Genomic DNA, 25,824 nt, shown 5'->3' with positions numbered 1-25,824 from the left:
CAGACCCGCGAGTAGGAAACGGCGGATCACATCGCGAGACCTAGGCGATCTTGCTCGCGCGGCCCTGCCAATAGCGGTCGCGTAGCAGGCGTTTGTAAAGTTTGCCGGTTGGATGACGTGGCAATTCGGGTTCGAAGTCGATCGTCCGCGGGCACTTGATGGCCGAGAGGTTCTGCTTGCAGTAGGCGATCAGTTCCTCGGCCAGCGCCGGACCGGCTTCGGCCATGTCGCGCGGCTGGACGACGGCCTTCACTTCCTCGCCGAAGTCGGCGTTGGGCACGCCGAACACGGCGCAGTCGATCACCTTGGGATGGTTGATCAGCAGGTTCTCGCATTCCTGCGGGTAGATGTTCACGCCGCCGGAGATGATCATGAACGCCTTGCGGTCGGTGAGGTGCAGGAAGCCGTCGGCATCGACGTAACCCACGTCACCCAAGGTGGTCCAACCCTGGGGATGGCGCGACTCCTCGGTCTTCTTCGGGTCGTTGTGATACTCGAACGGCCGTCCCTCGGCGAAATAGACGGTGCCTGACTCGCCTACTGGCAGCTCGCTGCCCGCGTCGTCGCAAATCTTGAGCTTGCCGATGACGGCGCGGCCGACCGTGCCCTTGTGCGCCATCCATTCCTGCGCGTTGCACATGGTGAGGCCGTTGCCTTCGGTGCCGCCGTAATATTCCCAGATGATTGGACCCCACCAGCCGATCATCGCTTCCTTGGTCGGGACAGGGCAGGGTGCTGCGGCATGGATCGCGCATTTGAGCGAGGACATGTCGTACGTCGTGCGCACCTCTTCTGGCAGCTTGAGGAAGCGCACGAACATGGTCGGCACAACCTGGGTGTGCGTGACCTTGTGCTTCGGGACCAGCTTCAGGAACTCCTCGGCGTCGAAGTTCTCCATGATGATCGAGGTGCCGCCGAGCCGCATGACACTCATGTTGAAGCGCAGAGGAGCCGCATGATAGAGCGGCGCCGGCGAGAGATAGATCGTGTCGGCGTTGATGCCGTAGAGCTTGCGGGTGATGGCGAGCAGCGGATTGTCGAAGTCGATCGCCTGCGGCTCGACGACCGGCATCACGCCCTTGGGCCGCCCCGTGGTGCCCGACGAATAGAGCATGTCGTGGCCGGCGGTCTGGTCGGCGATCGGCGTGGTCGGGAAGGTCGCGACTGTCTCCTCCCAGGATTTGTAGCCGGCGATGGTGCCGTCGATCATGAAGCGGTTGGCGACGCCCTTCAGGAGCGGCCCTAGCTCGGCGGCCTTTTCGGCCAGGTACTTCGAGCTGACGAAGAGTTTCGCGCCGCAATCGGTCACGATGTAATCGACTTCGGCCGCCGTCAGCCGTGAGCTGATCGCCGTGTAGATCAGGCCCGAACGCTGGGCACCCCAGCAAATCTCGAAGAATCGCGGATTATTCTCGAGGAAGAGGGCGATATGGTCGCCGGCCTTCAGGCCGAGTGAGCGAAACAGTTGCGCGATGCGGTTGGATTGTTGGTCGAGCTGCCGGTAGGTCACCACCTCGCCGCTGGCGGCCATGACATAGGCCGGCTTGTCTGGATTTGTCTGGGCGTGGATGTACGGATGCACTCTGAACTTCCTCCGACGGCATTTCTTGATGAGGCGCCATAAAACCGGAGGAAGAAACCCACGGCAAGCGTTGACCTGGTTCCGCCCTTCGGCTTTATTCCCCGCGCACGAAAGCGTGCCCCCGTGGCGGAATTGGTAGACGCGCCTGACTCAAAATCAGGTTTCCTCACGGAAGTGTTGGTTCGAGTCCGACCGGGGGCACCATCGTGTTTTTACGAACACCGTATTGCTCGCAGAAGGCCTCGCTGCTCGGCTGTGCTGCCCTCGTGTTTGCCGAAGCTCGCTACGAGCTAGCCCGCTTTTGCCGTCAAGGCAGGTAACGTGGCGGCCAGGAGGCTGGCGATCATCAAATTGCCGCGCGCATTCATGTGCGTGACTGCATAGAAGTCTTGTGGCTTCGGTTCAGTGGTCAGCCGACGGAAGGTGTCCAAAGTGGCAAGCCCGTGGTTCGCCGCGCAGTCGAGAACCGCCTGAGCGAGGCGCCGCTGTTCGTCCGCAAATGCCGGATAGATCCAGGTGTGGGGCGGATACTGGGCCATCACGACAATCTTGACTTGGCGATCTGCCTGCATCCTCGCCAGTCGCTCGATGAGACGTCGAGCGATTTCCAGCCCGAAGCCGGGGCGGTGTACCCGCTTATGATAGCCAAGCAAGTGCTGCAAACTCGGAGAAAGATCGACGAGAACTCGATCCATCCGCCGCCGGATGTGGAGTGGCAACCTCGTCCGATTAGGAACTGGCACGCCCTTGAGGACCAGTTGGTCGTCTTCAATCGTGAACCACGGCTTGTTGCGCCACCACATCCGGCTCATCTCCGTGCGCAGGATGTTGTCAGCAATGAAGCTTACGATGATGACGGACGGTCCGTGGACGGGAGCGAGTTGCTCGGCGCGAAGTATGGTCTGGTCCAAGCCGTAGCCACTCACCCCGCCGTTAAGCACAGGGCGGCCCGTCAGGCTCTGCAATCGGGCGGGCCAGGCCTCTTCGTCGCGCACCTCGTCACCGTAGGTGAAGGAATCGCCTACGGTGAGTATCGAGCCATCGCTCGAAGCGGGTCTCTCTCCGCTAAATCGAAGGCCATCGGCGTCAATCGTGTGAAATGAGTCGCCAAACCCTGGGCCGCAAAACCCAGGGTTCGGCACGTAGCCCAGAATGTCATTATGGAGAAAGGGTACGTTATCTGGCATTGCTCGCCGACGCAGGCTCCATGTGACGAGCGTAGTGTATTAGACCGCCTGCGGCGTACGGCCAAGTAAACTCGCCTGGCAGACAAGCGGCCGTTTGTCAGATACAGGCTGCGTGAAAAGCCCAGAAAGATCGACGTTGGGTGATCGGGCTCCTATTCGAGAATCGGCTTCCTCGGAATCGTCACTCGCTACACCAGCCAGCCGTTCCCGTAGCTGCTGGTGAAGTCGAGCTGCACCAGCAGATCGTTGTAGTCGTGGTCGCCGCCGCCGCGCACGTCTTCCCAGCCCCAGGTGTTGAGGCCGTAGTTCCAGACATGGTTGATGTTCTGGCCGCCGACGCTCTCGTTGGCCTGGGAGAAGGCCCAGAAGGTCGAGCCGGACGTCTGGTTGGTGAGCTGCATGGCGATCAGGTCGCCTGAGTCGACATTGGCCAACCCGGCCTGGGTGTAGTTGCCGTAACCCGGCCCGGTCAGCGCGGTGCCGCCGCTCGTGAACTGATAGGCGCGCGCCTGGGCTGCTGCGGCGTAGCCGGCCTCGCCCGGCGTCAGGCCATCGATCGTCCCGGAAAGATCGTCGACCCGGTAGAGGCTGAGCGACAGTTTGTCCTCGCCGTTCTGGCGAACCCGCACGACGGCGGTCTGGTCGTCGAGGCCATCCACGGTCTCGGCCACCGCAACAGGGCGCGCTACGCGGACGACGCCGGTGTTGGTCACGAAATCGGCGAAGCCGAACTCGTTGCTCAGAGATCCCTGGATCGCGTCGGCTTCCGAGGCGTTGATCGACACGCCGACACTCTCGCCGTTGGAGACCGACGCCTGGGTCACCGTGCCCTGACCCGCCTTATCGAACAGCCGCACCAGGGCGGGATCGAAATCGGCCTGCAGCGACTGCTGCGCCAGCCGGCTCGTCCAGGCGTAGGTGGAGGAGGCGCCGCTCAGGAAATCGACCGAGTCGCCGCCAAGGTCGAGACTGACCAGAGCGCCGGTGGCGGACATGGTCTGGAACAACAGGCTCTGATGGGCGCCGCTGGCCCAGCCGTCGCCCGAGACGTCAAGTATATTGGCGCTGTCGGCGTAGGTGGTCTGGGCATGGGCGATCGTCGTCAGCGCGCGCGCCAGCAGGAGGCCATTGGGCGAGCCGAGACCGGTCACGAGGTCATAACCCGGGATGGCGGAATAGCCGAAGCCGGTCGGTGTCAGATCCGTTCCGTTGGAGTGGTAGCTGCCGCCCAGGGTGAACGACGAGGTGTTGTTGCCCATGGTGATGTCGTTGAACGCCGCCGGGGCGATCGCGGACGCCATGTAGAGCAGGTCGTTCATGTAGCCGAGGTTGGGCAGCCCTTGATCCGCGAAGATCGTGTTGAGCTGCACGCCGAGCGAGGCCCAGAGCGGCGTGGCGGCGCTGGTGCCGCCATCCGGCCCGGTGCCCACCATGTCGGCGTTGGGCGTCAGGTAGGAAAGGTTGCCGCCGGCATTGGCGGAAACGTCCGGCGCGCCGCGACCCGTCTCCGCCGACGGGTCGGAGGTGACAGGACGGAGGCCGTAGGCGAGCTGATAGTCCGGAATCGGCTGCGTGGGGTCGACGCCGCCGGAGGTCGTGGTGTTGACGAGATAGCCGCCCTCGAACGGCGAGTTGTTGATCGTGATGTGGTTGCCGACGACGAAATATTGGTTCCACACCGTTTCAGCGAAGGTCTGCAGGGTGGCGAGATTCTGCGGCAAGGCGGTCAGGCCACCTGCCATCAACCGCCACAGCGTCGCCTGGTCGTTAGCGAGCGCCGGCGCGACGAGGGACGGGTTGAGCGTGACGTCGTTCTGCGCCGCGTTGAAGGTCGAGAACGACGTGCCGCCGACCATCACGTTGTACGGGCTGGTCTCGTTGTAGGAGAGGTTGGTCAGCCCGTTGCCGGTCTCGTTGCCCGAGCCGCCGTCGCCAAGCGCATTGAACAGCGAGACGTTCTTCAGCGCAGCGTCGAGCTGGAGCTGCCGGTACGCCGCGTAGAAGGGCGAATTCGGGCTCATGCTCTGGTCGTCGCCGAACGAGCTGGAGAGCACCGCCGCCGTCAGCGTGGGATCCCACAGCGCGCTCTGGATCGCCGTGAAGGTCGAGGCGTCGGCGTTGCCGTTATAGCCCGAGCCGTTGAACAGATAGATGTCGCTGTTGGGATTGATGCTGGCCACCACACCAACGTCGAGCGAACGCTCGCCCGAGCCGCTGTTGTAGGTCTGGCCGTTCTCGCCCTGGACCGAGACGGCGCCCGTGCCGGTCTGGCCGACCGAAGCGAGATATTCGGTGAGCAGCTCCTGGAAGGTCTTGGTCTGGCTGGGATGCAGGGCCGAACCGATGCCCGGTTCGATGAGGCCGATCGCGCCGGTCTCCACGTTCAGGCCCGCCAGCGGGAAGTTGTAGAGCTCGGAAATCTGCTGCGGCGAGAGGGTGAGGCCCAGGCTCGAATTGTTGCCCGGGCTCTGCGAGCCCTGCGGCAGGGTCGTCGACACGCCGGGCGTCATGTTGGACGGCGGCGGCACGTTCTCCGTGTCGAACCACAGGCCCTGGATGTCCCATTCTTCCGGCAGCAGCAGGTCGCCGTTCCAGAAGACGAATTCGTTGTCCTCCTGGGTGCTCTGGTAGAGCGTCGTACCGAACAGGCTGGAGAACTGTTCCGCCGTGTTGAGTTCGACCCAGATGGTCCGCGACTCGGCGGAGGAGACGTAGTCGCCCTTGTTCGCCGAATCGGTGCCGTCGAGGATCGTCAGGCCGTAGGTGGTCGTCAGCTGCTCGACGACGGAGTTGTAGAGCGTCTGGTCGGCGCCGTAGGTGGTCCACAGCGTGCCGTTGTCGTTCATTTCGGCCAGCGTCTGCTGGCGCGTGCCCCAGTCCTGGGCCAGCAGCGTCGTCGGATCCTGAGCACGTTCGAGGATCAGCGCGACGTTGAGGCCAGCGAACGTCGCTTCGGAGACGTCACTCGCCTCGAGCCCGTAGGCATCCATCACGCTGGTCGCGTCGTTGATGCGCCAGCCCGTGAAGTCGAGATAGCTCGAATTTTCGACCGCAGTACCGGCCAGCAGGTTGACGTTCGAGTGCTGCAGCGAGGAGAGCGTCACACCTTGGAGCTGCGCCAGATCGGAGATCGCGAGCGTCGAGCCGCCTGCGGTGTCGGTGAAGGAACCGCCGCCGCTCTGGATGCTCATGTCGGCGACGCGGACATTACCGCCGGTGTCCTGGTAGGCGACGAGATAATGGTTCAGCGCCCCGTCCTGCGGGCCTGCGAAGGTGATGGGATTGGCCTGCAGGGCCGCCGCGAGGTCGGCGGCGCCCACGAAGCCCCCGGGGCTGTCGATGCGGATGATCGTGGCGTCGTCGACGGTGATCGTGCCGCCGGGGCCGACCAGGTTGCTGAAGATGGCTTCGCCGGGCCGCGGCGCGTCGCCGTCAGCGGCACGGATGAGGTTACTGAAGGCGGCCAGCGAGATGTCAATCATATCGCCTGAGCCACCCGAGCCGACGACGAAGTTCTTGATCGTCGTCATGTCCGCGCTGGTGCCGGTGCCCATGCCGCCGTTGGTGCTGGCATTCGTTACCGGCCCGCCGAGCTGGCCGGTCGCCTGGCCCCACCAGCCGAGCTGCGGGATGTCGTTTGCATCGACTATGCTGCCGGTGATCGGCGACACCGACGAGCCCGGCTGAAGGGCGTCGGCATTGGTGAGGCTGTTGCCGGCGAAGAGCTGTATGCGTGTGCTCGCGGTGTGGCCGGCCGCCAGAATGATCGTGTCGGCGCCGCCGCTGGTATAGATCGTGTCGGCCAGCACCAGGCTCAGGGTGCCGGTGATCTTGTCGTTGCCGATCGAGCCGCCCAGCACGTTGCCGGCGGTCGTCGAGCCGGTGATCGTGGCGCCGACGCTGCCATGGACCGACAGCGAGTAGGAGAAGTCGTGCGAGCCGACAGGCATGATCAGCCCGCCGTCCGAGCTGACGTGGGACTGCTGCACGACGCCGAGATAGGTCGCGACCGTATCCGAATCGTCGGTGTTGTAGATGCCGCCGACCACGTTCTGGAAGGCGATGTTGCCGGTCAGCAGCTCGCTGCCCGGCAGCTGGATGGCGGTCCACACCGCTTCACCGAACGTGCCGTCTTCGTTGAGCGTGATCGCGGCAAAGGCAGGTCCGCTGTCGGTGGTGGCGACGAGGTTGAAGCCACCCGGAACCGCCGTGATGTTCTCGAAGTGGGTGAGGAGGCCGCCCGCTTTGTTGAAGCCGTTATAGAAGGTGAGGTTGGAGAACTCGCCGGTCGCGGCGTTGTAGGTCTGCAGGAACGCGGCGTTGAGGCCGGTGCCGTCCTTCGAGCCGCCGGCGATGGTGTAGGTGTCGCTGCCGACGCCGTTCTGCCAGATGCCGTACAGCGACGTCAGGTTGTCGTAGCTGCCGTTGACGTTCATCAACGTGTATTGGCCGGTGGCGATGTTGTAGATGAAGCCGTTGGCGCCGAGCAGGATGCCGCCGGGGCCGGAGATATCGTAGTTGCCGACCACGAGGTTGCCCTGCGTGCTGTGCAGGATCGTGTTGGCGACCGTGCCCGACAGTGTCACGCCACCCACGACATTGACGCCGTTCGAGGGAACGGTGACCTCCGTCCAGGTCCCGCCTATGCCGGTGATCGGGCCCTCGTAGATCATGCCGTGATTGAACACGCCGGCCGGATTCTCGTCATACTGATAGCTGCCGACCGCCCGCACGTTGCCGAGGCCGATTCCCGGCGTGAAGATCGCCGTATCGGGGCCGTAGAACGTCGCCGTCGTCACCGTCTGGTCGGCGAAGGTCGGATTGAGGACGTGGAACTGGCCGGCGGCCGTGTTGTTCAGCGGCCCGTGATAGAGAAAGGCCTCGGTGCCGGTGGAGCCCTCGACGGTCTGGCTGCCGGTCAGGATGACGGTGCCGTCGAGGCTGGCGCGCACGCCGGTGGTGATGTTGCCGGGTTCGAGGATCGACTGATACTCGACCTGGGTGTGCGTGCCGCCCATCAGCGTGTCAGTGGCAGCCTGGGAATTGAACAGCGTCGTGCCGTTGGTGACGCCCGAGACCGCCGCCTGCATTTCGGCGAGGCTCGGCGGATCGAGCGGCGTGGAAGCGAAGGCGGTCGTGAAATAGGACGCCGCGAGGATCTTGGCGTTCATAGCCAGGACGTCGTTGTTCTGCGCCGACGAGGCGATGTCGTAGACGAGATCGGAGAAGGGAATCGCGCCGTCGAAGAAGGCTTCGCGCCAGATCGTCTTCTCCGAGGTGCTCGCATCGCGGCCGAAGAGATTGTTGAAGGTCTGGTTGATGAAGCTGTTGGTGAGCTCGGTCTCGGCATGCGTCGGAGAAGAGATCGGCGGCGTCAGAGCGGCCAGCGGCGTATAGATGCCGATCTCGGGCGAGGCGGCGAAGCTGTCGGACGCCTTCAGCATTGCCGCAGCAATCGAATCGCCGCCCAGCATCAGGCTCAGGACCCCCTCCATGTCCTGCCGGAAGGCGAGCGGATCGGCGGCGCGGCCGAACCAGCCGACGTACAGCGCTTCGAGCTGGCCGGTCGGCGATTGCCAGGGCAGCGGCCCATGCGCGCCGTTGCCGTAGATCAGGTTGGTGCCGCCATTGTTCAGGATCGCCGGATCACCGTTCGGCAGCACTGGCTGGGCCACGATGTTGAGCCCGATATAGTTGTTGATGACGGCATTGTAGTTGGTGCCGGCCGCAAGGGTGACACCGGGGCCGGTATTGCCGCTGATGACGTTGTGGGAGACGGCCGGCGAGGGCAGCGGCGTCCAGCCGACCTGCGGCGAGCCGATGATGTTGCCGACGCCGGTGCTCGACAGCAGCACGCCGCCCAGGCCGTTGGCGATCGCCGCCAGTTCCTGGATGTTGGTGCCGATGGCGCTGTCGGCGATGACGTTGTTGTAGGCGGTCCCGGTGATCTCGATGCCGTAGCCGGCGTTGCCGGAGGCGGTGTTCTGGCGGATCACCGACAGGTTACCGATGAGATCGGTGCCGCCCACGAAATTGTCGTGGGCATTGCCGGAGAAGACGATGCCCGAACCGCCGTTGGGGAAGGCACCGTCGCCGCGCGTGTCGAGGCCGACGATGTTGGGCACGATCGAGACGCCCCAGGCGTTCCCGGAAATCTCGATGCCGTTGCCGGTATTGCCGGAGATGACGTTGGTCTGGATCGTCTGGTTGCCACCGGTCGAGGTGATCAGGATGCCGTTGTCACCGTTCGGGGCGGCGCCGAAGAACGCCGTCGTGCCGCCGAAGGTGTTGAGCGTGCTGAACCCGCTCGCTGTGCCGGCAACCTCGATGCCGTTCTGCACATTACCCGAGATGACGTTGCCGAGCGGGATGACGCCGCCGACCTGGGTGTTGCGCGAGTTGCCGTCGATCAGCAGGCCGTCGAGCTGGTTGCCGACGATGGTGTTGTTGTCGGCGCCGAGTCCCAGGAAGTTGGCCTGGATGACGACGTTGTCGGAGTTGGTGACGTGGACGCCGTTGCCGGCGTTGCCGCCGATGACGTTGTAATAGATGAACGGATTGTCGACGAAGACGCAGCCGCTCAGCGTCACCGCATCGGACTCGAGGATGGCGACGCCATCGCCGGTGTTGCCGAGCGCGGCGAGGCCATTTGCAGTCGTGCCGACGAAGTTGCCGCTCAGCGTATTGCTGTTGGAGGCGGTATCGATCTGGATGCCGTTGCCGCCGTTGCCGGACACCAGATTGCCGAGCGGCGGCGTCACCACGACGACATCGGCGATGTTGCCCTTGTTGCCGGTCGGGTTGTTCTGGTCGCCGCTGGCGTCGTTGCCGGCGACGGCGCCGCCGATCGTGTTGCCGGTCGCACCGTTGGTCAGCCAGATGCCGTGGCCGCCGTTGGCCATCGCGGTATTGCCGTCGGTGCTGGTGCCGATCCGGTTGGAGACGATTTCGTTGTTGTCGGCGCCGTTCAGCGTGATGCCGTTGCCGCCGTTGGCCGAGATGACGTTGGACACCACTCCGGTCGCGGGCTGGCCGTTCTCGGCCAGGGTCGTCGCCTCGGGGTTGAAGCCGAGATTGTTGCCGGACGAGGTGGCGGCCACGAACACGCCGTCGCCGGTGTTGCCGGCCGCCGAGCCGTTGAGGGCGAGGCCGATATAGTTGTTGTTGAGGGTGATGCCGCCGGCATGCAGGGTGACGCCGTTGCCGGCCGCGTTGCCGAGCGACAGGCCGACCAGCTCCGAGCCTTCCGACCCGGCCGCGAAGACCAGGCCGGCATTGCCGTTGAAGTCGATCCCGACCGTTGGCGGATTACCCGTGGCCGGGTTGCCGGCGACGATATCCACCGGCTTGGTGAGCGATGGCAGGCCGCTGGCCAGGACGATCGTCCCGGTTACCGTGAACTCGATGGTGTTGGTGACGCCGGCTGGCTCGGCATTGGAGGCTTCGATGGCTGCTCGAAGAGAACCTGCGCCGCTGTCATTCAGGTTCACAACAGTAAAAGTAGCCATACCGAACTCCTGGTCGTCTGCCCCTGCAGGACATCCGACGTCGTCGGAGCCAAGCGCGCGACGATATCACGACAAAATCACAAGGCGTGAGTAGCGATCGACGAAGCGTGCGATTCTTCCGACGAGCAGACACGCCAAATGCATATCTGACGGCATGGCGCTGTGTTGCTCGTCGGTGTCGAGAGGGCGTTCTGTTCGTCGCCGGACGAAATTGGGGGACCGAGCCTATCCTTATTGGATTTGAAGTGCGGCTTTCTCATTAACTGTCTGCGTAACGCGGCTCGGAAAGTGCAAAAAGCTCCAGGCAGACAGCTGCAAGTTGGCGCTCGTCACAGCCGAGTCAGCCCTTGCTGTGGTTCAGAAGCCGATGAGCGGCCAGAGCAGCCGTGCCAAACCGCCATGAGGTCGAGTCTCTCCTTCCAAGGCGGCAAGGCAGATGCACTCGGACTCGGGATCGACGACGGGCCGATGGTCGATGTCGGTGTCCGCTTCGTCCAGATCACCTGGACCATACCGGCCACGCTCATCTGAAAACGCGCCGGACAGAACCTGCAGGAACTCCGGGCCACTGTGCCCATGGGCCGGCAGCATCGAGCCGGCGGCTCCCTTGAGGAGAACGACCCTGGCGTCAGGGTGTCCGGGGATCGCAACCTTGCTCCATCTGAAGCCCGGTGCGAGCCAGCGCCATGAGCCAATCGCGCAGTGATGCAGTGAGGAAGGCAGCTCCAACCCATCGATGCGGCGTTGCCGGAAGACGGGCGATCCTGCTGTCGGCGCAGGGGGCTCAAGGTCGAGCCGCTCGAGGGTGCGTGCGAGCGCATCCGTCTTCAGAGGCTCGGGTGACATGCCTTCAAGGATCGCGCCACCCACGGACTCGAATGCGGCCACCTGTCTGCGGCAGACTTCGCATCCCTCGAGATGTGTGGTGATCACAAGCGCAGGTCCGGCGCCCAGCGATCCCGCGGTAAGACGCAGAAGCAGATCGTCGCTGGGGTGATGTTTGATGGTCATGCTTCACCGTCCAGCAGGGAGCGCAATCGGTTCAGGGCAAGCCGGATCCGTGATTTGACCGTTCCCAACGGAATGCCGAGTTCGCGCGCAATCTCCGTATGTGGCTTTTCGGCAAAGAATGAGAGCTGAACAATCGTTGCCTGCTCTTTCGATAGAGCATCGAGCGCCGAGTGCACCTGCTCGTCGCGCTCCGCCACCAGCGCGAGGTCTTCAGCCGAATAAGGGGAAACGCGCTCGTTGCTCGGGTCGAAGCGATCGTCCATCGGTTGCACGCGCTCGCGCCGCAGGCGATCGATGCGCTGATTGCGGGCAATGGTGAAGATCCATGTCGATACGCCGGCGCGGCTCGGATCGAAATAGGATGCCTTGCGCCACATCGTCAGCATGGTTTCTTGGGCCACCTCCTCGGCGACATTGTCGGGCAGGCCGGAGCGCATGAGGAAGGCTTTCACACGCGGCGCGAAATAGCCGAAGAGGACGGCGAACGCGCTTCGATCATGCTCCTTCGCAACGGCCTGCATCATCCCGCATAGATCGTCGGCGGATGGCAACGCCTTCTGCTGATGAGCCGGCTTCAACGCGATGACCCTTGCCTGCGGCGGTCTCGCGTAGGCGCGCATCTCTCCAAAAGGTAGCCTTGCGACATTCATTTGCCTTTTTACGCCTGGGTGCGCGCATTGGATCACTGGCCACCAAGGCAATCCATGGCGCTCACGGAACTGTGTACCGGCATTGGTGATCTTCGGGGTCGCTTTGTGATCCGTGACGGCGATCGGGCCGTATTCAGATCGCGAATGATAGCAGCGAGCGGAACTTCTTATGGCCGTCCTGTTGTCGCGCCGCGTAACAGCTGTGTAACGCGCCTTGTCTTTATACCAGGAGGTAGAGATGCCGAAGCGTAATGCTTTCCTTGCAACAGTCGCGGCAGCGGCGCTCATGGCGGCGTATCCCGTGCTGGCAGCAAATCCGATGGTCGGTGGCGCGCCGATGCTCGAAACCAAGAACATTGTCGAGAATGCCGCGAACTCCAAGGATCACACCACGCTGGTGGCGGCTGTGAAGGCCGCCGGCCTCGTCGATACGCTGGCCGGAGCCGGACCCTTCACGGTGTTCGCGCCGACCAATGCCGCGTTCGCCAAACTGCCGCCGGGAACCGTCGAGATGCTGGTCAAACCGGAGAACAAGGCGAAGCTCACCAAGATCCTTACCTGCCATGTCGTCTCTGCGAACGCCATGTCCGGCGCCATCGCCAAGATGATCAAGGACGACAAGGGCACGCACCCGGTGAAGACGGTCGGCGGCTGCACGCTCCAGGCCAAGATGAGTGGTGAGAAGATCACTCTGACCGACGAGAATGGCAACGTCGCAATGGTCACAATCGCCGACGTCAAACAGTCCAACGGTGTCATTCACGTCGTCGACACGGTCTTGCTGCCCAAGATGTAGGACACGTCCTCGAATGCATCTCGCTTGAGATGGCAGATCGATCAGATCGGCCACCCCGAAAGGGGTGGCCTTTCTGTCTATTCAAATCGAGCGTTGGTTCCGATGCGTTCGAGCGCACTGCAGCGATGCCATCACTTCGTCAGCCGATCGCCTAGTTCACTCTGGTAAGCCTTGTAGTTCTCGACTTCCTTCCTGAGATATTCGCCGGTCTCGGCGGGCGTCGCTGGTTTGTAGGTCTCGATACCAGCCTTCAGCAACCGTTCGCGCACGGTGGGATCGGCGATCGCCTCGTTGATGGCGCTGTTGAGGCGCGTGACGATCTCCGGCGGCAGGCCACGCGGACCGATCATGATCACCCACGACGTCATGGCGGCGCCCGGCATGCCGAGCTGCTCGAGCAGCGGGACCTTGGCGACGGCAGGCGTGGCGCTCGGGGCGGCGAGCGCCAGGGGCCGGACACTGCCCGCTTCGATGGTCGGCATGGCGGAGGCGAGAACGGCCACGCCGAAATCGACCTCGCCCTTCATCAGCGCTTCCATCATCGGCGCACCGCCGCGGTAGGGAACGTGCAGTGCGGAGAGATCGCCCGCGCGCTTGAGATAGACCTCGGCGCCGAACTGGCTGATGCCGGCATTGCCCGATGACGCGTAGTTGGCCGTGTTGGCGTGGGTGCGCAGATGGTCGTTCAGCATCTTGGCCGTCGTGAAGGGCCGGCTCGTCGGCACGACCACGACCAGCGGCGACTGGCCTACCAGCGCGATCGGTGTGAAGTCGGTCAGCGGATCGTAGCGGGCATTCTGCGGCATCATGATGGGGTTGATGGCGAAGGCGCCGGGATCCGAGAGCATGATCTTGTAGCCGTCGGGCGCTGCACGCGCCGTCGCGGTCGCGGCGATCGAGCCGGCGGCACCGGGGCGGTTATCGACGAGGACAGTCGTCTTCAGCGAGTGCGTCAGGCGCTCCGACAGGATGCGCGCGGCCACGTCGCTGGTGCCACCCGGTGCGAAGCCGACCGTGATGGTGATGGGCCGGTCGGGATATTTGTCTGGAGCCTGGGCGAAGGAGGTCGTCGCCGCGGCGAGGAGCACGAGCACGCCGGTACAGGCGAAGAGCAGTCTGTTCATGGCAACCATCGTCAGTTCAGCATTTCGGGGATGGTGACGATCCGGCAACCGGCCGCTTCGAGACCCTGACGGACATGGCGGGCCAGCGCCACTGCCGTCGGCTCATCACCATGGACGCAGATCGTCTCGACGGCGACCGGGACGCGATTGCCATGGCGCGAGGTGAGGCAGCCGTCCTTCACCATGCTCAGGCATTGTGCGAGAGCCTTCTCCGGGTCCTTGTAGACAGAGCCGGAGATCGACCGGGAGGTGAGGTTGCCGTCGTCGTCGTAGGCACGGTCAGCGAAGCCTTCGCGGGCCAGCTTGAGACCGAGCGTGCGGGCGGCCTTCTCCATCTGCGAGCCGGTGAGGGCGACATAGATGATGTCGGGATCGACGGTCTGGATCGCCCGGCCGATGGCCAGCGCATAATCTTCACGCACGGCCGCCATGTTGTTCAGTGCCCCATGCGGCTTCAGATGTGTCACGGGCAGCCCCGCATAGCGCGCCATCGCCTGCAGGGCGCCGATCTGATAGGCGACCATCAACTCCAAATCCTTTGGGTCCATCTCGATCTTGCGACGGCCGAAGCCCCAGAGATCGTTGAAGCCGGGATGGACACCGAGGCTGACACCGCCCTTTTTCGCGAGCATAGCCAGATGGTGCATGGTGTTGGCATCGCCAGCATGGAAACCGCAAGCGACGCTGGCCGACTGGATGATTGTCACGAGGTCGGTGTCGTTGCCGATATCGTAGGCGCCAAAGCCTTCGCCGATGTCCGCGTTCAGATTGATCTTCATGGTCATGCTGTCTGGCTCCCTGAAGGTTGAAGCGTGGCGGGATCGAGCCCGACGAGCTCGGCATAGCGCACCGGGTCGGTGGCCCCTTCCGTGTTGATGACGAGGACGTGCGACGTGCAATCGATTGCAAGCTTCGCGCCGATTTCAGGTGTCGTGGCGGCCCGCATCAGGCCCGCCAGGCCCGCAACGCCGCTTTCGCCGCCAACGATGACCGGATCCTTGGCCGCTGGTCGCGCCAGGCGGTTCATCACCGCGACCGCCTCTGCCTCGTCGACCGTCATGAAAGCATCGGCTGCACGCGCCAGCACCCGCCAGGCGACGCGCGATGGCTCATAGCATTCAAGCATCGCCATCACCGTAGGCTCGCCATGTGCGATCTTCACCGGACGGCCAGCTCTGGCGGTCTCGAAGAGGCAGGCCGCACGTGCGGGCTCGACCACGATGAAGCAGGGACGCTTGTCGCCCAGGACCAAGGCGAGGTGGCCTGCGACGGCGGCGGCGACACCACCGACGCCGGCCTGGACGAAGACATGGGTCGGTGGTTGGGCGAGCTGGCGTAGGGCCTCGCACACGATCGCGGTGTAGCCCTGCATGACCAGCAGAGGGATGCGCTCATAGCCGGGCCAGGAGGTGTCGGAGACGATGGTCCAGCCCTTCTCGTCGGCAACACGCGCCGCCTCGATCACCGAGTCGTCGTAGGTACCCTCGACGCGGATCATCTCGGCACCAAATCGAGCAATCGCAGCCACGCGCCGCTCGCTGACGCCGGCATGGACGAAGATCACGGAACGCGCACCTACGAGTGCGGCGCCCTGTGCGACCGAGCGGCCATGATTGCCGTCGGTGGCGCAGGCGAAGGTCATGCCAGCCGCCACGGCTTTGACAGCAGGCTCATGCAGTTCGCCGACATCGATGGTGCGGCCCAGCCGGCGCGAGGCTTCCTCGAGAACCAGCCGGATGACGGCATAGGAGCCGCCCAGTGCCTTGAAGCTGCCGAGGCCGAGGCGGTAGCCCTCGTCCTTTATGTGGATCGCACCAAGGCCGAGCTCGGCGGCGAGGCTAGGCAGGGCGTGCAGCGGTGTTTCGGCATGGTTGTCGCGATGGCCGAGAAAGCGCTCGACCTCGCAGGCGGCGGCGATGCCGAGGGTCTCCACATCGACAGGATCGAGTGGTGTCCCGTGGTCGGGATGTCGGTTGAGAAGAAACATGGCGCTCCGCTCGTTTCGAGGGCAACGCAAATCTATTGCTCGGGCCGCGAAAAAAGCGCTGTAATTTGCCCGCTCCCTTGCAAGTTTGGTTCGTCAGGAGCGGATCTTGACCTTGTCTTCCTCCACAGCCGTTTCGCTCGACCGCTTCGACCTTGCCATCATCGCCATCCTGCAGAAGGACAACACGACGCCGCAGCGGGTAATTGGCGAGACCGTCAACTTGTCGGCGCCGGCCGTGCAGCGCCGCATCAAGCGTCTGGAAGAGACGGGCGTGATCCAGGCCCATGTTGCGGTGATCGATCCGGCGGCGATGGGCCATCCCATCACCATCTTCGTCGAGGTGGAGATGGAGAGCGAACGCGCTGATCTGATCGATGCGGCGAAGCGCGAGTTCACCGCCGCGTCCGAAGTGCAGCAGTGCTACTACGTGACAGGCGAAGCAGACTTCATCCTGATCATGTTAGTACCGACCATGGCAGCTTATGAAGCTGTCACGCGGCGGCTGTTCTTCGGCAACAACAACGTCAAGCGGTTCCGCACCTTCGTCGCTATGGACCGTGTGAAGGTCGGGCTCGCCGTGCCGATAGCCGGCTGAAACGACCATGCTATGCTCCGCCCGGTCGGAGAGGAGCATCCATGGGCAAGGAGTTCTGGAAGTCGGCGTGTCCGCATGACTGCCCGAGCGGGTGTTCGCTCGAGGTCGAGCGCCTGTCGTCGACCCGGATCGGCCGCATTCGCGGTGCTGCCGCCAACAGCTACACCGATGGCGTCGTCTGCGCCAAGGTCGCGCGCTATGCCGAGCGCGCCCATCATCCCGATCGCCTGAAACAACCTCTGCAAAGGATTGGCGAGAAGGGCGCGGGCGAGTTCCGGCCAATCTCCTGGGAAGCAGCCCTCGACGAAGTTGCCGAAGCTTTCGTGCGAGCAACACAGACTCACGGTAGCCAGTCGGTCTGGCCCTATCACTCCGGCGGCACGATGGGCGTGGTCCAGCGCTGGGGTATCGACCGGTTGCGGCATGCGTTCGGCTACTCACGCCAGCACAGCACCATCTGCATGACGCCCGCCGAAGCGGGCTGGCGCGCCGGTGTCGGCAAGCTCATGGGCCCCGATCCGCGCGAGATGGCGCAGTCCCACCTGATCATCGTGTGGGGCGGCAATCCGGTCTCCACGCAGGTCAATGCGATGACGCACATCGCCAAGGCGCGCAAACAACGTGGCGCCAAGCTCGTGGTGATCGACGTCTATCGCACGCCCACCGTCGAGGCGGCGGATATCGCGCTGGTGCTGCGTCCCGGCAGCGACGGCGCGCTAGCTTTGGCGATGATGCATGTCCTTCTGAAGGAAGGTTTCGCCGATCGCGACTATCTAGCCCGCTATACCGATTTCGGCGCCGACGTCGAAGCGCACCTTGCCGACAAGACGCCGGAATGGGCGGCGGCTCTCACCGGCCTCTCGGTCGAAGAGATCGTCGACTTCGCGCGACTCTACGGTCGCACCGAACGTTCCTTCCTGCGTCTTGGGTTCGGCTTCACGCGCTCGCGCAACGGTTCCTCGGCAATGCACGCTGTAAGCTGCCTGCCTGCGATCACGGGTGCGTGGAAGCATCCGGGTGGCGGCGCTTTCTTCATCAACTGGGATATCTGGAACCTCGACCTCAAGCTCGCCTGGGGACTCGATCTCCTCAATCCCACGACGCGCGTGCTCGACCAGTCACGCATCGGCCCGATCCTGTGCGGTGACGAGACGGCGCTGGCCGGCGGCCCGCCAGTGATGGCAATGCTGATGCAGAATGCCAACTCGGCCAATGTCGCGCCCGACAGCGCGGCCGTGGCGAAGGGGCTCGGCCGCGAGGACCTGTTCCTGTGCGTGCACGAGCAGTTCATGACCGCGACGGCGAAGTATGCCGACATCCTGCTGCCGGCGGCGATGTTCCTCGAATACGACGATCTCTACCTCGCCTATGGACAGACGCACATCGTCGTCGGCCCGCGAGTGCTGGACCGCTACGAGGACTGCCGGACCAATCACGAGCTGATCTGCCAGCTGGCGAAGCGGCTCGGCGCCAACCATCCGAGCTTCGAGATGAGCGCCGTCGACATGCTCGATGCGACCCTGCGTGCCTCCGGGCGAGGTACCTGGGAGGAAGCGAAGGAGCGCGGCTGGCTCGATTGCGCCCAGAGCTTCGAGAAGGAGCATTTCCTCGACGGCTATCCGTCGAGCGACGGGCGTTTTCACTTCAAGCCCGATTGGGCGGCGGTCGGTCCTTATCACACCGGCATGACGGCGCTGCCTGTGCATCGCGAGAATGTCGAGCAGGCAACGGATGAACTGCCGTTCCGGCTGATCGTGCCGCCGGCCCGCACCTTCCTCAACACGACCTTCACCGAGACGCCGAGTTCGGTCGGTCGCGAGGTCGAGCCGCGCGCCGTGATCCATCCCGACGACGCAGCGCGCCTCGGCGTCGTCGAAGGAGCGCTCGTCAGGATCGGCAACGAGCGCGGCGAAGTAAACCTGCGCGCGCGCCCGCTGGAGACCGCCAAGCCAGGCGTCGTGGTGGTCGAGGGCAATTGGCCGAGCGATGCCTATCCAGGCCGTGTCGGCGTCAATGTTCTGATCGGTGCAGACCCGGTGCCACCGAGCGGCGGCGCAGCCTTTCACGACACCGCGATCTGGCTACGGGCTGCCTGAACCGCCGAGCTCGAACCAGCGCGTGATCCCGATGGCTTGCAGAAACGTCTCGTCGTGGCTGACGACGAGCAGCGCCCCGTCATAGGCACGCAAGCCTGCCTCGACTGCTTCGATCGCATCGATATCGAGATGGTTGGTTGGTTCGTCGAGGATCAACAGGGGCGGTGGTGTGGCGCCCCCCAGAACGCAGGCGAGCCCCGCGCGCAGCAACTGCCCGCCGCTCAAGCTTGAGACGGTCTGCAGGGCGGCATCGGCGCGGAACATGAAGCGAGCGAGGGCGGCACGGCAGGCATTCTCGCCGGCCTGCGGATTGAGGCGCTTGAAGTTGTCCCGGATCGACGCCGAGGCATCGAGCAGGCTGACGCGCTGGTCGAGCAGGGCGAAGTCGGTCATGCGTCGCACCGTTCCCTGCCAGGGCGCCACCTGTCCGGTGATCAGCGCCAGCAATGTCGTCTTGCCGGAGCCATTCGGTCCGGTGATGGCGATACGTTCCGGTCCTGTGATCGCAAATGAAAGATCGTGGAGGATCGGCCGGTCTGGTTCGAAGCCGACGCCTACCTTGTCAATCCTGAGCACCGTCTTGCTCGGCGGCAGGTTCGTCGAAGGCAGAACGACAGAGAGAGGCTGTAGGATCTCGATCCGCTGGCGCGCGGAGACCGAGTCATCGAAGGCCTGTGATCGCTGACGTTCGGCCAGGCGCGCGGCCCCGCCGCTCGTATTCTCGCTGAGTTCCTTTCGCGCGTTCAGAACGAGACGGGGTATGTCGCCTTTCTCCTTCTTCGCCCGGCCGGCGCGATCCCTGCGGGCCTGGCGCTCGACTTTTTCCTGGGTTCGCCGGGCGATTTCGTCCACGCGTTTCTCCGCGTCGGCGAGATCGTGCCGTGCCGCCGCGAGTTCGATCGCCTTGCGTGCACGGTAGTGACTCCAGTTGCCGCCGTAGCGCGTGGCGCCGAGCGATGTCAGCTCGACGATGGAGTCGAGCGTGTCGAGCAGTTCCCGGTCGTGGCTGACCACGATCGCGCCCGACCGCCAGCTCGCCAGAAGGTCGATGACTGCCCGTCTTCCGTCCCTGTCGAGATTGTTGGTCGGTTCGTCGAGCAGGATGAAGTCGGGAGCCGCGAAGATGAGGGCGGCTAGCCCGGCACGCGTGCGTTGCCCGCCGGACAATGTCGCCAGTGGCGTTTCCGGTTGTGCGTCCAACCCGAGGCGGGACAGTGCCGCCGCCATGCGGGTTTCTAAGGTCCAATCCGCAAGGGCGAGTTCGTCGACACCGGCTTTCCCGTCTTCAGCGCGGCGCAGAAGAGCCAATCCGCTCCGTACGCCGAACAGGTCGGCGACGGTTTCGTCCGGTGCTACCTGAACAGCCTGGCGCAGGACGCCCAAGGTGCCATTCACCGAGACCTTGCCCGATTGAGGCGCCAGATCGCCGGATATCAGCTTGAGAAGCGTGGTCTTGCCCACGCCATTCCGCCCGACCAGTCCTGTGCGGTCGGTGTCGAAGCTCAGGTCGAGAGAGGAGAAGAGCGGTCGGCCGTCAGGCGTGGACCAGGCGAGACCGGATAAGGTGATCGAAGCGGACATGAAGACGGATTTCCCCGAAGACGAAGCGAATGGGTGCTGCGGCTGTCGGGTGGAAATCCATCGTTACACGCGTCCTGTTGAAATGGCTAACGGCTCGGAAAATAGGGTTGGGGCGGGTGAAGTTCAAGGCGGCGAGGCTACCGCTGTCACTCCGGATAGAGCGGGACCTTGCCCTCGTCGATCTCATCGAGGAGTTCGATGAGCTTCGAGCCGCCTTCCATGAGATCTTCCTGGATTGCCTGCTTCACGGCTTTCGGATCGCGCGCCACGAGCCCGTCGATCACGTTGAGGTGCTGATGGCGATCTCGATAGGTCGGCACCGCGCGCGGATAGAGGATGTTCAGCAGCGGCCCGTTGCGCAGCCAGATGGTCTCGATCATGCCCAGCAGCTCCGGCATTCCGGCCGCGCGGTAGATCGTGTTGTGGAAATGCCAGTTCGCCTCGACGGCCTTGCGCCATTCACCATCGCGCTCGGCGTCGGCGAGCGCTTGATGATGGAGCCTGAGTTCGGCGATCGCTGAATCGGTGATGCGCGTGGCCGCCTGCTCGGCAGCAAAACCCTCGAGCAGCAAGCGGATGCCGCGCAGTTCCTGGTATTGCGCCGAAGTCAGCCGCGCCACCGCGATTGATCGCGCCGCCTGCATGTCGAGGACCCGTTCGCGCACCAACTGCATCAAGGCTTCGCGGATGGGCGTCTCGGAGACGCCGAGCGACTGGGCGAGCTGGCGGATCTTAAAACGGTGGCCTGGCCGGAAGCGCCCCTCCATGAGGGCCTGGCGCAGTTCTTGATAGACACGCGCCGTCAGGTTGTCGCGACCGACCAGGGCCATATCGGCTTCGGGCGGTTCGAATGATCGGGTCTTCAGCGGCGTATCCATCAAGCCATCGCAGGGTCCGGGAACACGACTTAGCGGCTTTCCCATCGGAGAGCGAACTTGGTCGTATTCCTCAAATTGACGACATTGATATATCATATATTATATTAAATGCAGAAATTGATTTGGCAGGTCGGATGTCGCGCCCAGTGAACAAGCTCCTCCCGAATTCGCAGGATAGATCGCTGCGGGATCGTGCCGCCAAGGTGATTCCGGGCGGGATGTGGGGCCATATGAACGTCGCGCGCCTGCCCGACGGTTATCCCCAATACTTCGACCGGGCGCAGGGCTGCCGGCTCTGGGATGTCGACGGCAACGAATACATCGACCTGATGTGCGGCTACGGGCCGATCGTGCTGGGCTACGGTGATCCTGACGTCGAGGCCGCTGTCGAGCGCCAGCGCCAGAAGGGCGAGCTGATGACTGGCCCGGCCGAGATCCAGGTCGACCTGGCCGAACTCCTGGTCGATGTCGTGGCCCATGCCGACTGGGCGCTGCTCGCCAAGAACGGCACCGACGCCATGACCGCCTGCGTCACCATCGCCCGCGCCGAGACCCGCAAACGCAAGGTGTTGGTCGCCAAGGGCGCCTATCACGGCGCCGCCCCCTGGTGCACGCCGTCGGTGGCTGGTGTCACCACCGAGGACCGCGCCCATATCGTCCACTTTGAATACAATGACGTCGCGAGCCTCGAGGAGGCGGTCTATGCCGTCCGCGACGACCTCGCCGCGATCGTGGTCTCCGCCTTCCGCCACGACGTCCGCCGTGCCCAGGAGCTGCCGACGCCGGCTTTCGCCGCGGCCGTCCGCCGCCTCTGCGACCAGACCGGTGCCGCGCTGATCCTCGACGACGTGCGCGCCGGCTTCCGCATCGACATGGGCGGCAGCTGGGAGCCGCTCGGCGTCAAGCCGGACCTCGCAGGCTGGAGCAAGGCAATCGCCAACGGCCATCCGCTGGCCGCCGTCACCGGCACCGACCGCTTCCGCGACGCCGCGCAGCAGGTCTATGTCACGGGTTCGTTCTGGTGTGGCGCTACGCCGATGGCTGCCGCTGTCGCGACGATCCGCAAGATGCGCGAGATCAGTGCCATCGCCAAGATGCGCACCGTCGGCACGCGCCTGCGCGAGGGCCTCGATGCTCAGGCAAAGCAGTACGGCCTGGCGCTCGCTCAGACCGGCCCCGTTCAGATGCCGCAGATCCTGTTCGCGAACGACCCCGACTTCGCGATGGGCAACCGCTTCGTGCTCGCCGCCCTGCAGCGCGGCGTCTACATGCACCCCTGGCACAATATGTTCCTGTCGGCCGCTCACACCGAGGCAGACATCGATCGCATCCTGGAGGCGACCGATGGTGCCCTGAAGGCCGTGGCGGAGCAGACTTCGTGACGACAACAAAGTCTTGCGCGGACGCGCGCGAGCGCCAGCCGGCGCCGCGCATCACCGACATCACGGAGCTGAAGCGCATCGCGCAGGAGCTGCGGCGCCAGGTCGTGCGCCTCGTTGCGCCGACGGGCCAGGGCTACGTGCAGCAGGGCCTGGGTGCGGCCGATCTGTTCACGGCGATGTATTTCTCTGAGCTGCGCCTCGATCCCGCCGATCCCGCCTGGCCAGATCGCGACCGGCTCCTGCTCTCGACCGCGCACAACACCGCGATCTTCTACGCAACGCTGGCGGCGCGCGGCTGCCTGCCCGAGGCGATGCTGGCTGATTACTGCAAGGACGGCTCGCCGCTGGAAATCAACGCCTCTGAGCGTATCGGCCCGCTGATCGAGGCGACGTGTGGCTCGCTGGGGCAGGGCCTGTCGGTCGCTGTCGGCATGGCCATGGCACTGCGTCACCAGAAGCGCGACGCCCGCGTCCATGTCATCCTGGGTGATGGCGAAATGCAGGAAGGGCAGGTGTGGGAGGCCGCCCTGATGGCCGGCGCCCGCAAGCTCTCCAATCTTTGCCTGATCCTGGACTACAACCGCATGCAGGTCGGCGGCCATGTCGACAATGTGGTCGGCCTCGAGCCGGTCGCCGACAAGTTCCAGAGTTTCGGCTTTCGCGTCGAGACGATCGACGGCAACGACATGGAGGCCGTGGTTGGCGCCTTCGCCCGGGCCCGCGCCCACACCGAGGCGCCCACTTGCATCGTGGCCGACACGCTGGTCGGCAAGGGCGCGCCCAGCCTCGAAGGCATTCTCGGCCACAACATGAAGCTGCCGGCGGAGCTTGCCGCCAAGGCGCTGGAAGAACTCGCATGAGCCGCACTTCGTCAGCCGCCGACCAGACGGTCAGCGACTTCATCGCGCGCGGCGCCACCGGGCCGCTGCCGCGTCACTATGGCGACGCACTGGTTGCCGCGGCCCGCAAGGATCCGCGCATTGTCTGCCTCTGCGCCGATCTGCCAGGGCCGACCGAGACCGATCTGTTTCAGGCCGAGCTGCCCGACCGCTACTTCGAGGCGGGCATCGCCGAAGCCAACATGATCGGCATGGCCGCGGGCTTCGCGCGCATGGGCCAGATCCCCTTCGTCCATTCCTTCTGCGTGTTCGTCACGCGCCGCGCCTACGATCAGGTCGCCAACCAGGTCGCCTATCCGAAGCTGCCGGTGAAGATCGTGGGCTTCCTGCCTGGCCTCACCACGATGCTCGGCGTCTCGCACCAAGCGATCGACGACGTCGCCCTGATGCGCGCGCTGCCCAACATGACGGTGATCGAGCCGAGCGGCCCCGAGCAGCTTGCCGGCGCTGTCACCGCGGCGCTCGAAACGCCGGGTCCGGTCTATCTCCGCCTGCTGCGCGGCGACGCCGCGTCGGCGGGGATCGCGCACAAGCCGCTCAAGCGCACCGGCGAGGTACTGCGACGTGGTCCGCACGGCACGATCTTCGCCACTGGTCTCTCGGTCGCCGCTGCGCTCGAAGCCGCCGAGACGCTGGGCAAGGACGGGCGTGAGGTGACGGTCGTCAACATCGCCACGTTGAAGCCGCTGGATACCGCGCTGATCGTCGACTTGGCCAAGGCGACCGGCACCGTCGTAACGGCCGAGAACCATTCCATCATCGGCGGGCTGGGATCGGCCGTTGCCGAGACGCTGATGGAAGCGGGCGTGCCCGCAGGCTTTGCCCGGGTCGGCATCCGGGACACTTTTGCCGAGGGCGGTACCACGCCCTACCTGCAGGCCAAGTACGGCCTCCGCGCCAAGGACATCGTTGCTGCCTACGGCCGTGCCGCCGCGCAGCGTAACGCCATCGAGAAGGGGAGAGCATAATGACCAAGAGTCTTTCACATCTGCTTCGCCGCGCCGCCCTGGTCGGCACCGCCCTCGTCGCGCTCTCCGTAGCGGCTGTCGCGCCGTTCGACGCCGACGCTCAACCGCGCCGCGGCGGCACGGCGACCTACGCCTATATCTCCGGTCCCGGCACGCTCGATCCGCATGTCGCCTCGAGCATGGTCGAACTCGAAGTCATCCATCATCTCTTCGAGACGCTTGTCGCGATGGATGAGAAGTACAACACGCGGCCGTCCCTGGCCTCGAACGCCACGGCCAGCCCCGACGCCAAGACCTTTACCTTTACGCTGCGCAAGGGCGTGAAGTTCCATAACGGCAAGGAAATGACGTCAGCCGACGTGCTGGCGTCCTTCGAGCGCTACAAGAAAGTGAGCCCGAACGCCAGCGTGCTGGCTGACGTGGAGTCGTTCGAGGCGCCGGATCCCTACACTTTCGTCGTGAAGTTGAAGAGCCCGAACGCTGTCTTCATCGACGTGCTGAAGTCGCCAGTCTATCCGTTCGCCATCTTGCCGGCCGACCAGAAAGACAAGGCGGCGCGCGAAGTCGACATCGTCGGCACGGGTCCGTTCACGCTCGGTGAGTGGGTCAAGGACAGCCATCTCGTGATCAAGCGCTTCGACAACTACGTTGCCGACGAAAGCATGCCCGGTCCGGACGGCCTCGCCGGCCGCAAGACCGCCTATCTCGACCAGGTCCGCTACAACTTCGTGCCCGAGGCCAACGCCCGTGTCGCGGCCCTGCAGTCGGGCGGCGCGGATGTCATCAACGACATTCCGGTGGCGCTCGCCAAGCGCTTCGAGGGCCGGTCCGACCTCACGACCTTGAGCATCTTCCCGTACTGCATGCAGGTTTACGTCGTGAACACGCAGCAGGGCGCCACGCGCAATCCGCTGGTGCGGCAGGCGATCCTGGCGACCGTCAATGCCGAGGAAATCATCGGGGCGATGAACGCGGTCGCCAAGCCCAGCCATTCGCTGGTCTATGCGTCGAGCCCCTACTACCAGGGCGACGCGATGAAGCCCTACTACGACCAGAAGAATCCTAAGAAGGCCAAGGAGCTCCTGAAGCAGGCGGGCTACAACGGCGAGAAGATCACCCTGCAGACCAACTCCAACTACCCGAACATGAAGGACGCCATCCTCGTCCTGTCGGAGTTGATGAAGGAAGCAGGCATGAACGTCTCCGTCGATGTCGTCGACTGGACCACGAACGCCAGCAACATGCAGCGCGGCACCGGCACCTGGAACGTGTCGACCACCAGCTTCTGCTCCAACCCGTTGCTCGGGCCGCAGCAGTGGCGCGTGATGTTCTACACCTTCCCGCAGGTCAAGGACGACGCCGTGCTCGACGCCGCCTATGCGCAGTTCTACGGCTCGCTCGACCTCTCCAAGCGCGTCGCCGCCTGGGCCGAGATCGAGAAGCGCGTCATCGAGCAGGCCTACATGATCAAGATCGCCGATACCGGTGCGCTGCGGGCCTTCAACAACAAGAAGATCGAGAACTTCACACCTTACTACCTCGTGCGGTTCTGGAACGTTTCGGCCAAGTAGCGCCGAACG

General features: G+C 64.4%; 17 protein-coding genes and 1 tRNA gene. 8 read left to right on the top strand and 10 right to left on the bottom strand.

Going from position 1 to position 25,824, the window contains the following annotated elements:
- Nucleotides 1–40: 40 nt before the first annotated feature.
- Nucleotides 41–1,582, bottom strand: a complete 1,542-nt coding sequence (locus EPO50_RS01385) for an AMP-binding protein (protein ID WP_296340848.1) — start codon at nucleotides 1,580–1,582, stop codon at nucleotides 41–43.
- Nucleotides 1,583–1,699: 117 nt separating this feature from the next.
- Here EPO50_RS01385 and EPO50_RS01380 point away from each other — a divergent pair.
- Nucleotides 1,700–1,786: transfer RNA gene (locus EPO50_RS01380), tRNA-Leu, on the top strand.
- Nucleotides 1,787–1,872: 86 nt separating this feature from the next.
- Here the strand turns inward: EPO50_RS01380 and EPO50_RS01375 are convergent.
- The 4 genes from EPO50_RS01375 to EPO50_RS01360 form a co-directional block, all read right to left on the bottom strand.
- Nucleotides 1,873–2,769 carry a GDSL-type esterase/lipase family protein gene (locus EPO50_RS01375; protein ID WP_296340847.1) on the bottom strand — a complete coding sequence of 299 codons (897 nt, stop codon included), beginning with the start codon at nucleotides 2,767–2,769 and terminating at the stop codon, nucleotides 1,873–1,875.
- A gap of 188 nt (nucleotides 2,770–2,957) precedes the next feature.
- A complete protein-coding gene (locus tag EPO50_RS01370) occupies nucleotides 2,958–10,277 on the bottom strand; it encodes a DUF4114 domain-containing protein (protein WP_296340846.1) in 7,320 nt (2,439 codons plus the stop codon).
- Between the two features lie 357 nt (nucleotides 10,278–10,634).
- Complete coding sequence (locus tag EPO50_RS01365) at nucleotides 10,635–11,288, bottom strand: ChrR family anti-sigma-E factor (RefSeq protein ID WP_296340845.1); 654 nt, start codon at nucleotides 11,286–11,288, stop codon at nucleotides 10,635–10,637.
- Nucleotides 11,285–11,908 carry a sigma-70 family RNA polymerase sigma factor gene (locus EPO50_RS01360; protein WP_296340844.1) on the bottom strand — a complete coding sequence of 208 codons (624 nt, stop codon included), beginning with the start codon at nucleotides 11,906–11,908 and terminating at the stop codon, nucleotides 11,285–11,287. Before EPO50_RS01360 ends, EPO50_RS01365 begins: the two co-directional genes overlap by 4 nt.
- Nucleotides 11,909–12,224: 316 nt before the next feature.
- On the opposite strand from EPO50_RS01360, the gene EPO50_RS01355 reads away from it, so the two are divergent.
- Complete coding sequence (locus EPO50_RS01355) at nucleotides 12,225–12,734, top strand: fasciclin domain-containing protein (protein WP_296341001.1); 510 nt, start codon at nucleotides 12,225–12,227, stop codon at nucleotides 12,732–12,734.
- A gap of 131 nt (nucleotides 12,735–12,865) precedes the next feature.
- Here the strand turns inward: EPO50_RS01355 and EPO50_RS01350 are convergent, their stop codons facing one another.
- The 3 genes from EPO50_RS01350 to EPO50_RS01340 are packed head-to-tail and all read right to left on the bottom strand — an operon-like array spanning nucleotide 12,866 to nucleotide 15,845.
- Complete coding sequence (locus EPO50_RS01350) at nucleotides 12,866–13,858, bottom strand: tripartite tricarboxylate transporter substrate binding protein (RefSeq protein WP_296340843.1); 993 nt, start codon at nucleotides 13,856–13,858, stop codon at nucleotides 12,866–12,868.
- Between the two features lie 11 nt (nucleotides 13,859–13,869).
- Complete coding sequence (locus tag EPO50_RS01345) at nucleotides 13,870–14,637, bottom strand: LamB/YcsF family protein (protein ID WP_296341000.1); 768 nt, start codon at nucleotides 14,635–14,637, stop codon at nucleotides 13,870–13,872.
- 2 nt (nucleotides 14,638–14,639) lie between these two features.
- On the bottom strand, nucleotides 14,640–15,845 hold the full coding sequence (locus EPO50_RS01340) for a diaminopropionate ammonia-lyase (RefSeq protein ID WP_296340842.1): 1,206 nt from the start codon (nucleotides 15,843–15,845) through the stop codon (nucleotides 14,640–14,642).
- A gap of 106 nt (nucleotides 15,846–15,951) precedes the next feature.
- Between EPO50_RS01340 and EPO50_RS01335 the strand changes: the two genes are divergently transcribed.
- Together EPO50_RS01335 and EPO50_RS01330 are read left to right on the top strand one after the other, a co-directional pair.
- Nucleotides 15,952–16,440: an Lrp/AsnC family transcriptional regulator gene (locus EPO50_RS01335; protein WP_296340841.1), complete on the top strand. Its 489-nt coding sequence runs from the start codon at nucleotides 15,952–15,954 to the stop codon at nucleotides 16,438–16,440.
- A 41-nt stretch (nucleotides 16,441–16,481) separates the two neighbouring features.
- Entirely contained in the window at nucleotides 16,482–18,536 is a 2,055-nt protein-coding gene (locus tag EPO50_RS01330; protein WP_296340840.1) for a molybdopterin oxidoreductase family protein, read from the top strand.
- On the opposite strand, the gene EPO50_RS01325 is transcribed toward EPO50_RS01330, so the two are convergent.
- Together EPO50_RS01325 and EPO50_RS01320 are read right to left on the bottom strand one after the other, a co-directional pair.
- Nucleotides 18,522–20,117, bottom strand: coding sequence for an ABC-F family ATP-binding cassette domain-containing protein (locus tag EPO50_RS01325; RefSeq protein ID WP_296340839.1), 1,596 nt, complete (start codon nucleotides 20,115–20,117; stop codon nucleotides 18,522–18,524). The two genes, EPO50_RS01330 and EPO50_RS01325, sit on opposite strands and share 15 nt — an antisense overlap.
- A 146-nt stretch (nucleotides 20,118–20,263) precedes the next feature.
- Nucleotides 20,264–20,995 (bottom strand): GntR family transcriptional regulator, encoded by a 732-nt coding sequence (locus tag EPO50_RS01320; RefSeq protein WP_296340838.1) that lies wholly within the window; start codon nucleotides 20,993–20,995, stop codon nucleotides 20,264–20,266.
- A gap of 134 nt (nucleotides 20,996–21,129) precedes the next feature.
- On the opposite strand from EPO50_RS01320, the gene EPO50_RS01315 reads away from it, so the two are divergent.
- The 4 genes from EPO50_RS01315 to EPO50_RS01300 are packed head-to-tail and all read left to right on the top strand — an operon-like array spanning nucleotide 21,130 to nucleotide 25,815.
- Nucleotides 21,130–22,377 (top strand): aminotransferase class III-fold pyridoxal phosphate-dependent enzyme, encoded by a 1,248-nt coding sequence (locus EPO50_RS01315; RefSeq protein ID WP_296340837.1) that lies wholly within the window; start codon nucleotides 21,130–21,132, stop codon nucleotides 22,375–22,377.
- On the top strand, nucleotides 22,374–23,237 hold the full coding sequence (locus EPO50_RS01310) for a transketolase (RefSeq protein WP_296340836.1): 864 nt from the start codon (nucleotides 22,374–22,376) through the stop codon (nucleotides 23,235–23,237). Before EPO50_RS01315 ends, EPO50_RS01310 begins: the two co-directional genes overlap by 4 nt.
- Nucleotides 23,234–24,244 carry a transketolase C-terminal domain-containing protein gene (locus EPO50_RS01305; protein WP_296340835.1) on the top strand — a complete coding sequence of 337 codons (1,011 nt, stop codon included), beginning with the start codon at nucleotides 23,234–23,236 and terminating at the stop codon, nucleotides 24,242–24,244. Before EPO50_RS01310 ends, EPO50_RS01305 begins: the two co-directional genes overlap by 4 nt.
- Nucleotides 24,244–25,815, top strand: a complete 1,572-nt coding sequence (locus EPO50_RS01300) for an ABC transporter substrate-binding protein (RefSeq protein ID WP_296340834.1) — start codon at nucleotides 24,244–24,246, stop codon at nucleotides 25,813–25,815. The genes EPO50_RS01305 and EPO50_RS01300 overlap by 1 nt, the downstream gene beginning before the upstream one ends.
- Nucleotides 25,816–25,824: the final 9 nt, after the last annotated feature.

Origin of the sequence: Reyranella sp. (genome assembly GCF_004297405.1) — a bacterium.
Lineage (GTDB): Bacteria > Pseudomonadota > Alphaproteobacteria > Reyranellales > Reyranellaceae > Reyranella.
Note: the sequence above shows the minus strand (reverse complement) of the source record. Positions and strands in the feature narration are given on the sequence as shown.

Excerpts from the sequence above, each read along its gene's own strand:
- EPO50_RS01375 (WP_296340847.1), bottom strand. The coding sequence starts at position 2,769 with ATGCCAGATAACGTACCCTTTCTCCATAATGACATTCTGGGCTACGTG.
- EPO50_RS01370 (WP_296340846.1), bottom strand. The coding sequence starts at position 10,277 with ATGGCTACTTTTACTGTTGTGAACCTGAATGACAGCGGCGCAGGTTCT.
- EPO50_RS01365 (WP_296340845.1), bottom strand. The coding sequence starts at position 11,288 with ATGACCATCAAACATCACCCCAGCGACGATCTGCTTCTGCGTCTTACC.
- EPO50_RS01360 (WP_296340844.1), bottom strand. The coding sequence starts at position 11,908 with ATGCGCGCCTACGCGAGACCGCCGCAGGCAAGGGTCATCGCGTTGAAG.
- EPO50_RS01355 (WP_296341001.1), top strand. The coding sequence starts at position 12,225 with ATGGCGGCGTATCCCGTGCTGGCAGCAAATCCGATGGTCGGTGGCGCG.
- EPO50_RS01350 (WP_296340843.1), bottom strand. The coding sequence starts at position 13,858 with ATGAACAGACTGCTCTTCGCCTGTACCGGCGTGCTCGTGCTCCTCGCC.
- EPO50_RS01345 (WP_296341000.1), bottom strand. The coding sequence starts at position 14,637 with ATGAAGATCAATCTGAACGCGGACATCGGCGAAGGCTTTGGCGCCTAC.
- EPO50_RS01340 (WP_296340842.1), bottom strand. The coding sequence starts at position 15,845 with ATGTTTCTTCTCAACCGACATCCCGACCACGGGACACCACTCGATCCT.
- EPO50_RS01330 (WP_296340840.1), top strand. The coding sequence starts at position 16,482 with ATGGGCAAGGAGTTCTGGAAGTCGGCGTGTCCGCATGACTGCCCGAGC.
- EPO50_RS01325 (WP_296340839.1), bottom strand. The coding sequence starts at position 20,117 with ATGTCCGCTTCGATCACCTTATCCGGTCTCGCCTGGTCCACGCCTGAC.
- EPO50_RS01320 (WP_296340838.1), bottom strand. The coding sequence starts at position 20,995 with ATGGATACGCCGCTGAAGACCCGATCATTCGAACCGCCCGAAGCCGAT.
- EPO50_RS01315 (WP_296340837.1), top strand. The coding sequence starts at position 21,130 with ATGTCGCGCCCAGTGAACAAGCTCCTCCCGAATTCGCAGGATAGATCG.
- EPO50_RS01305 (WP_296340835.1), top strand. The coding sequence starts at position 23,234 with ATGAGCCGCACTTCGTCAGCCGCCGACCAGACGGTCAGCGACTTCATC.
- EPO50_RS01300 (WP_296340834.1), top strand. The coding sequence starts at position 24,244 with ATGACCAAGAGTCTTTCACATCTGCTTCGCCGCGCCGCCCTGGTCGGC.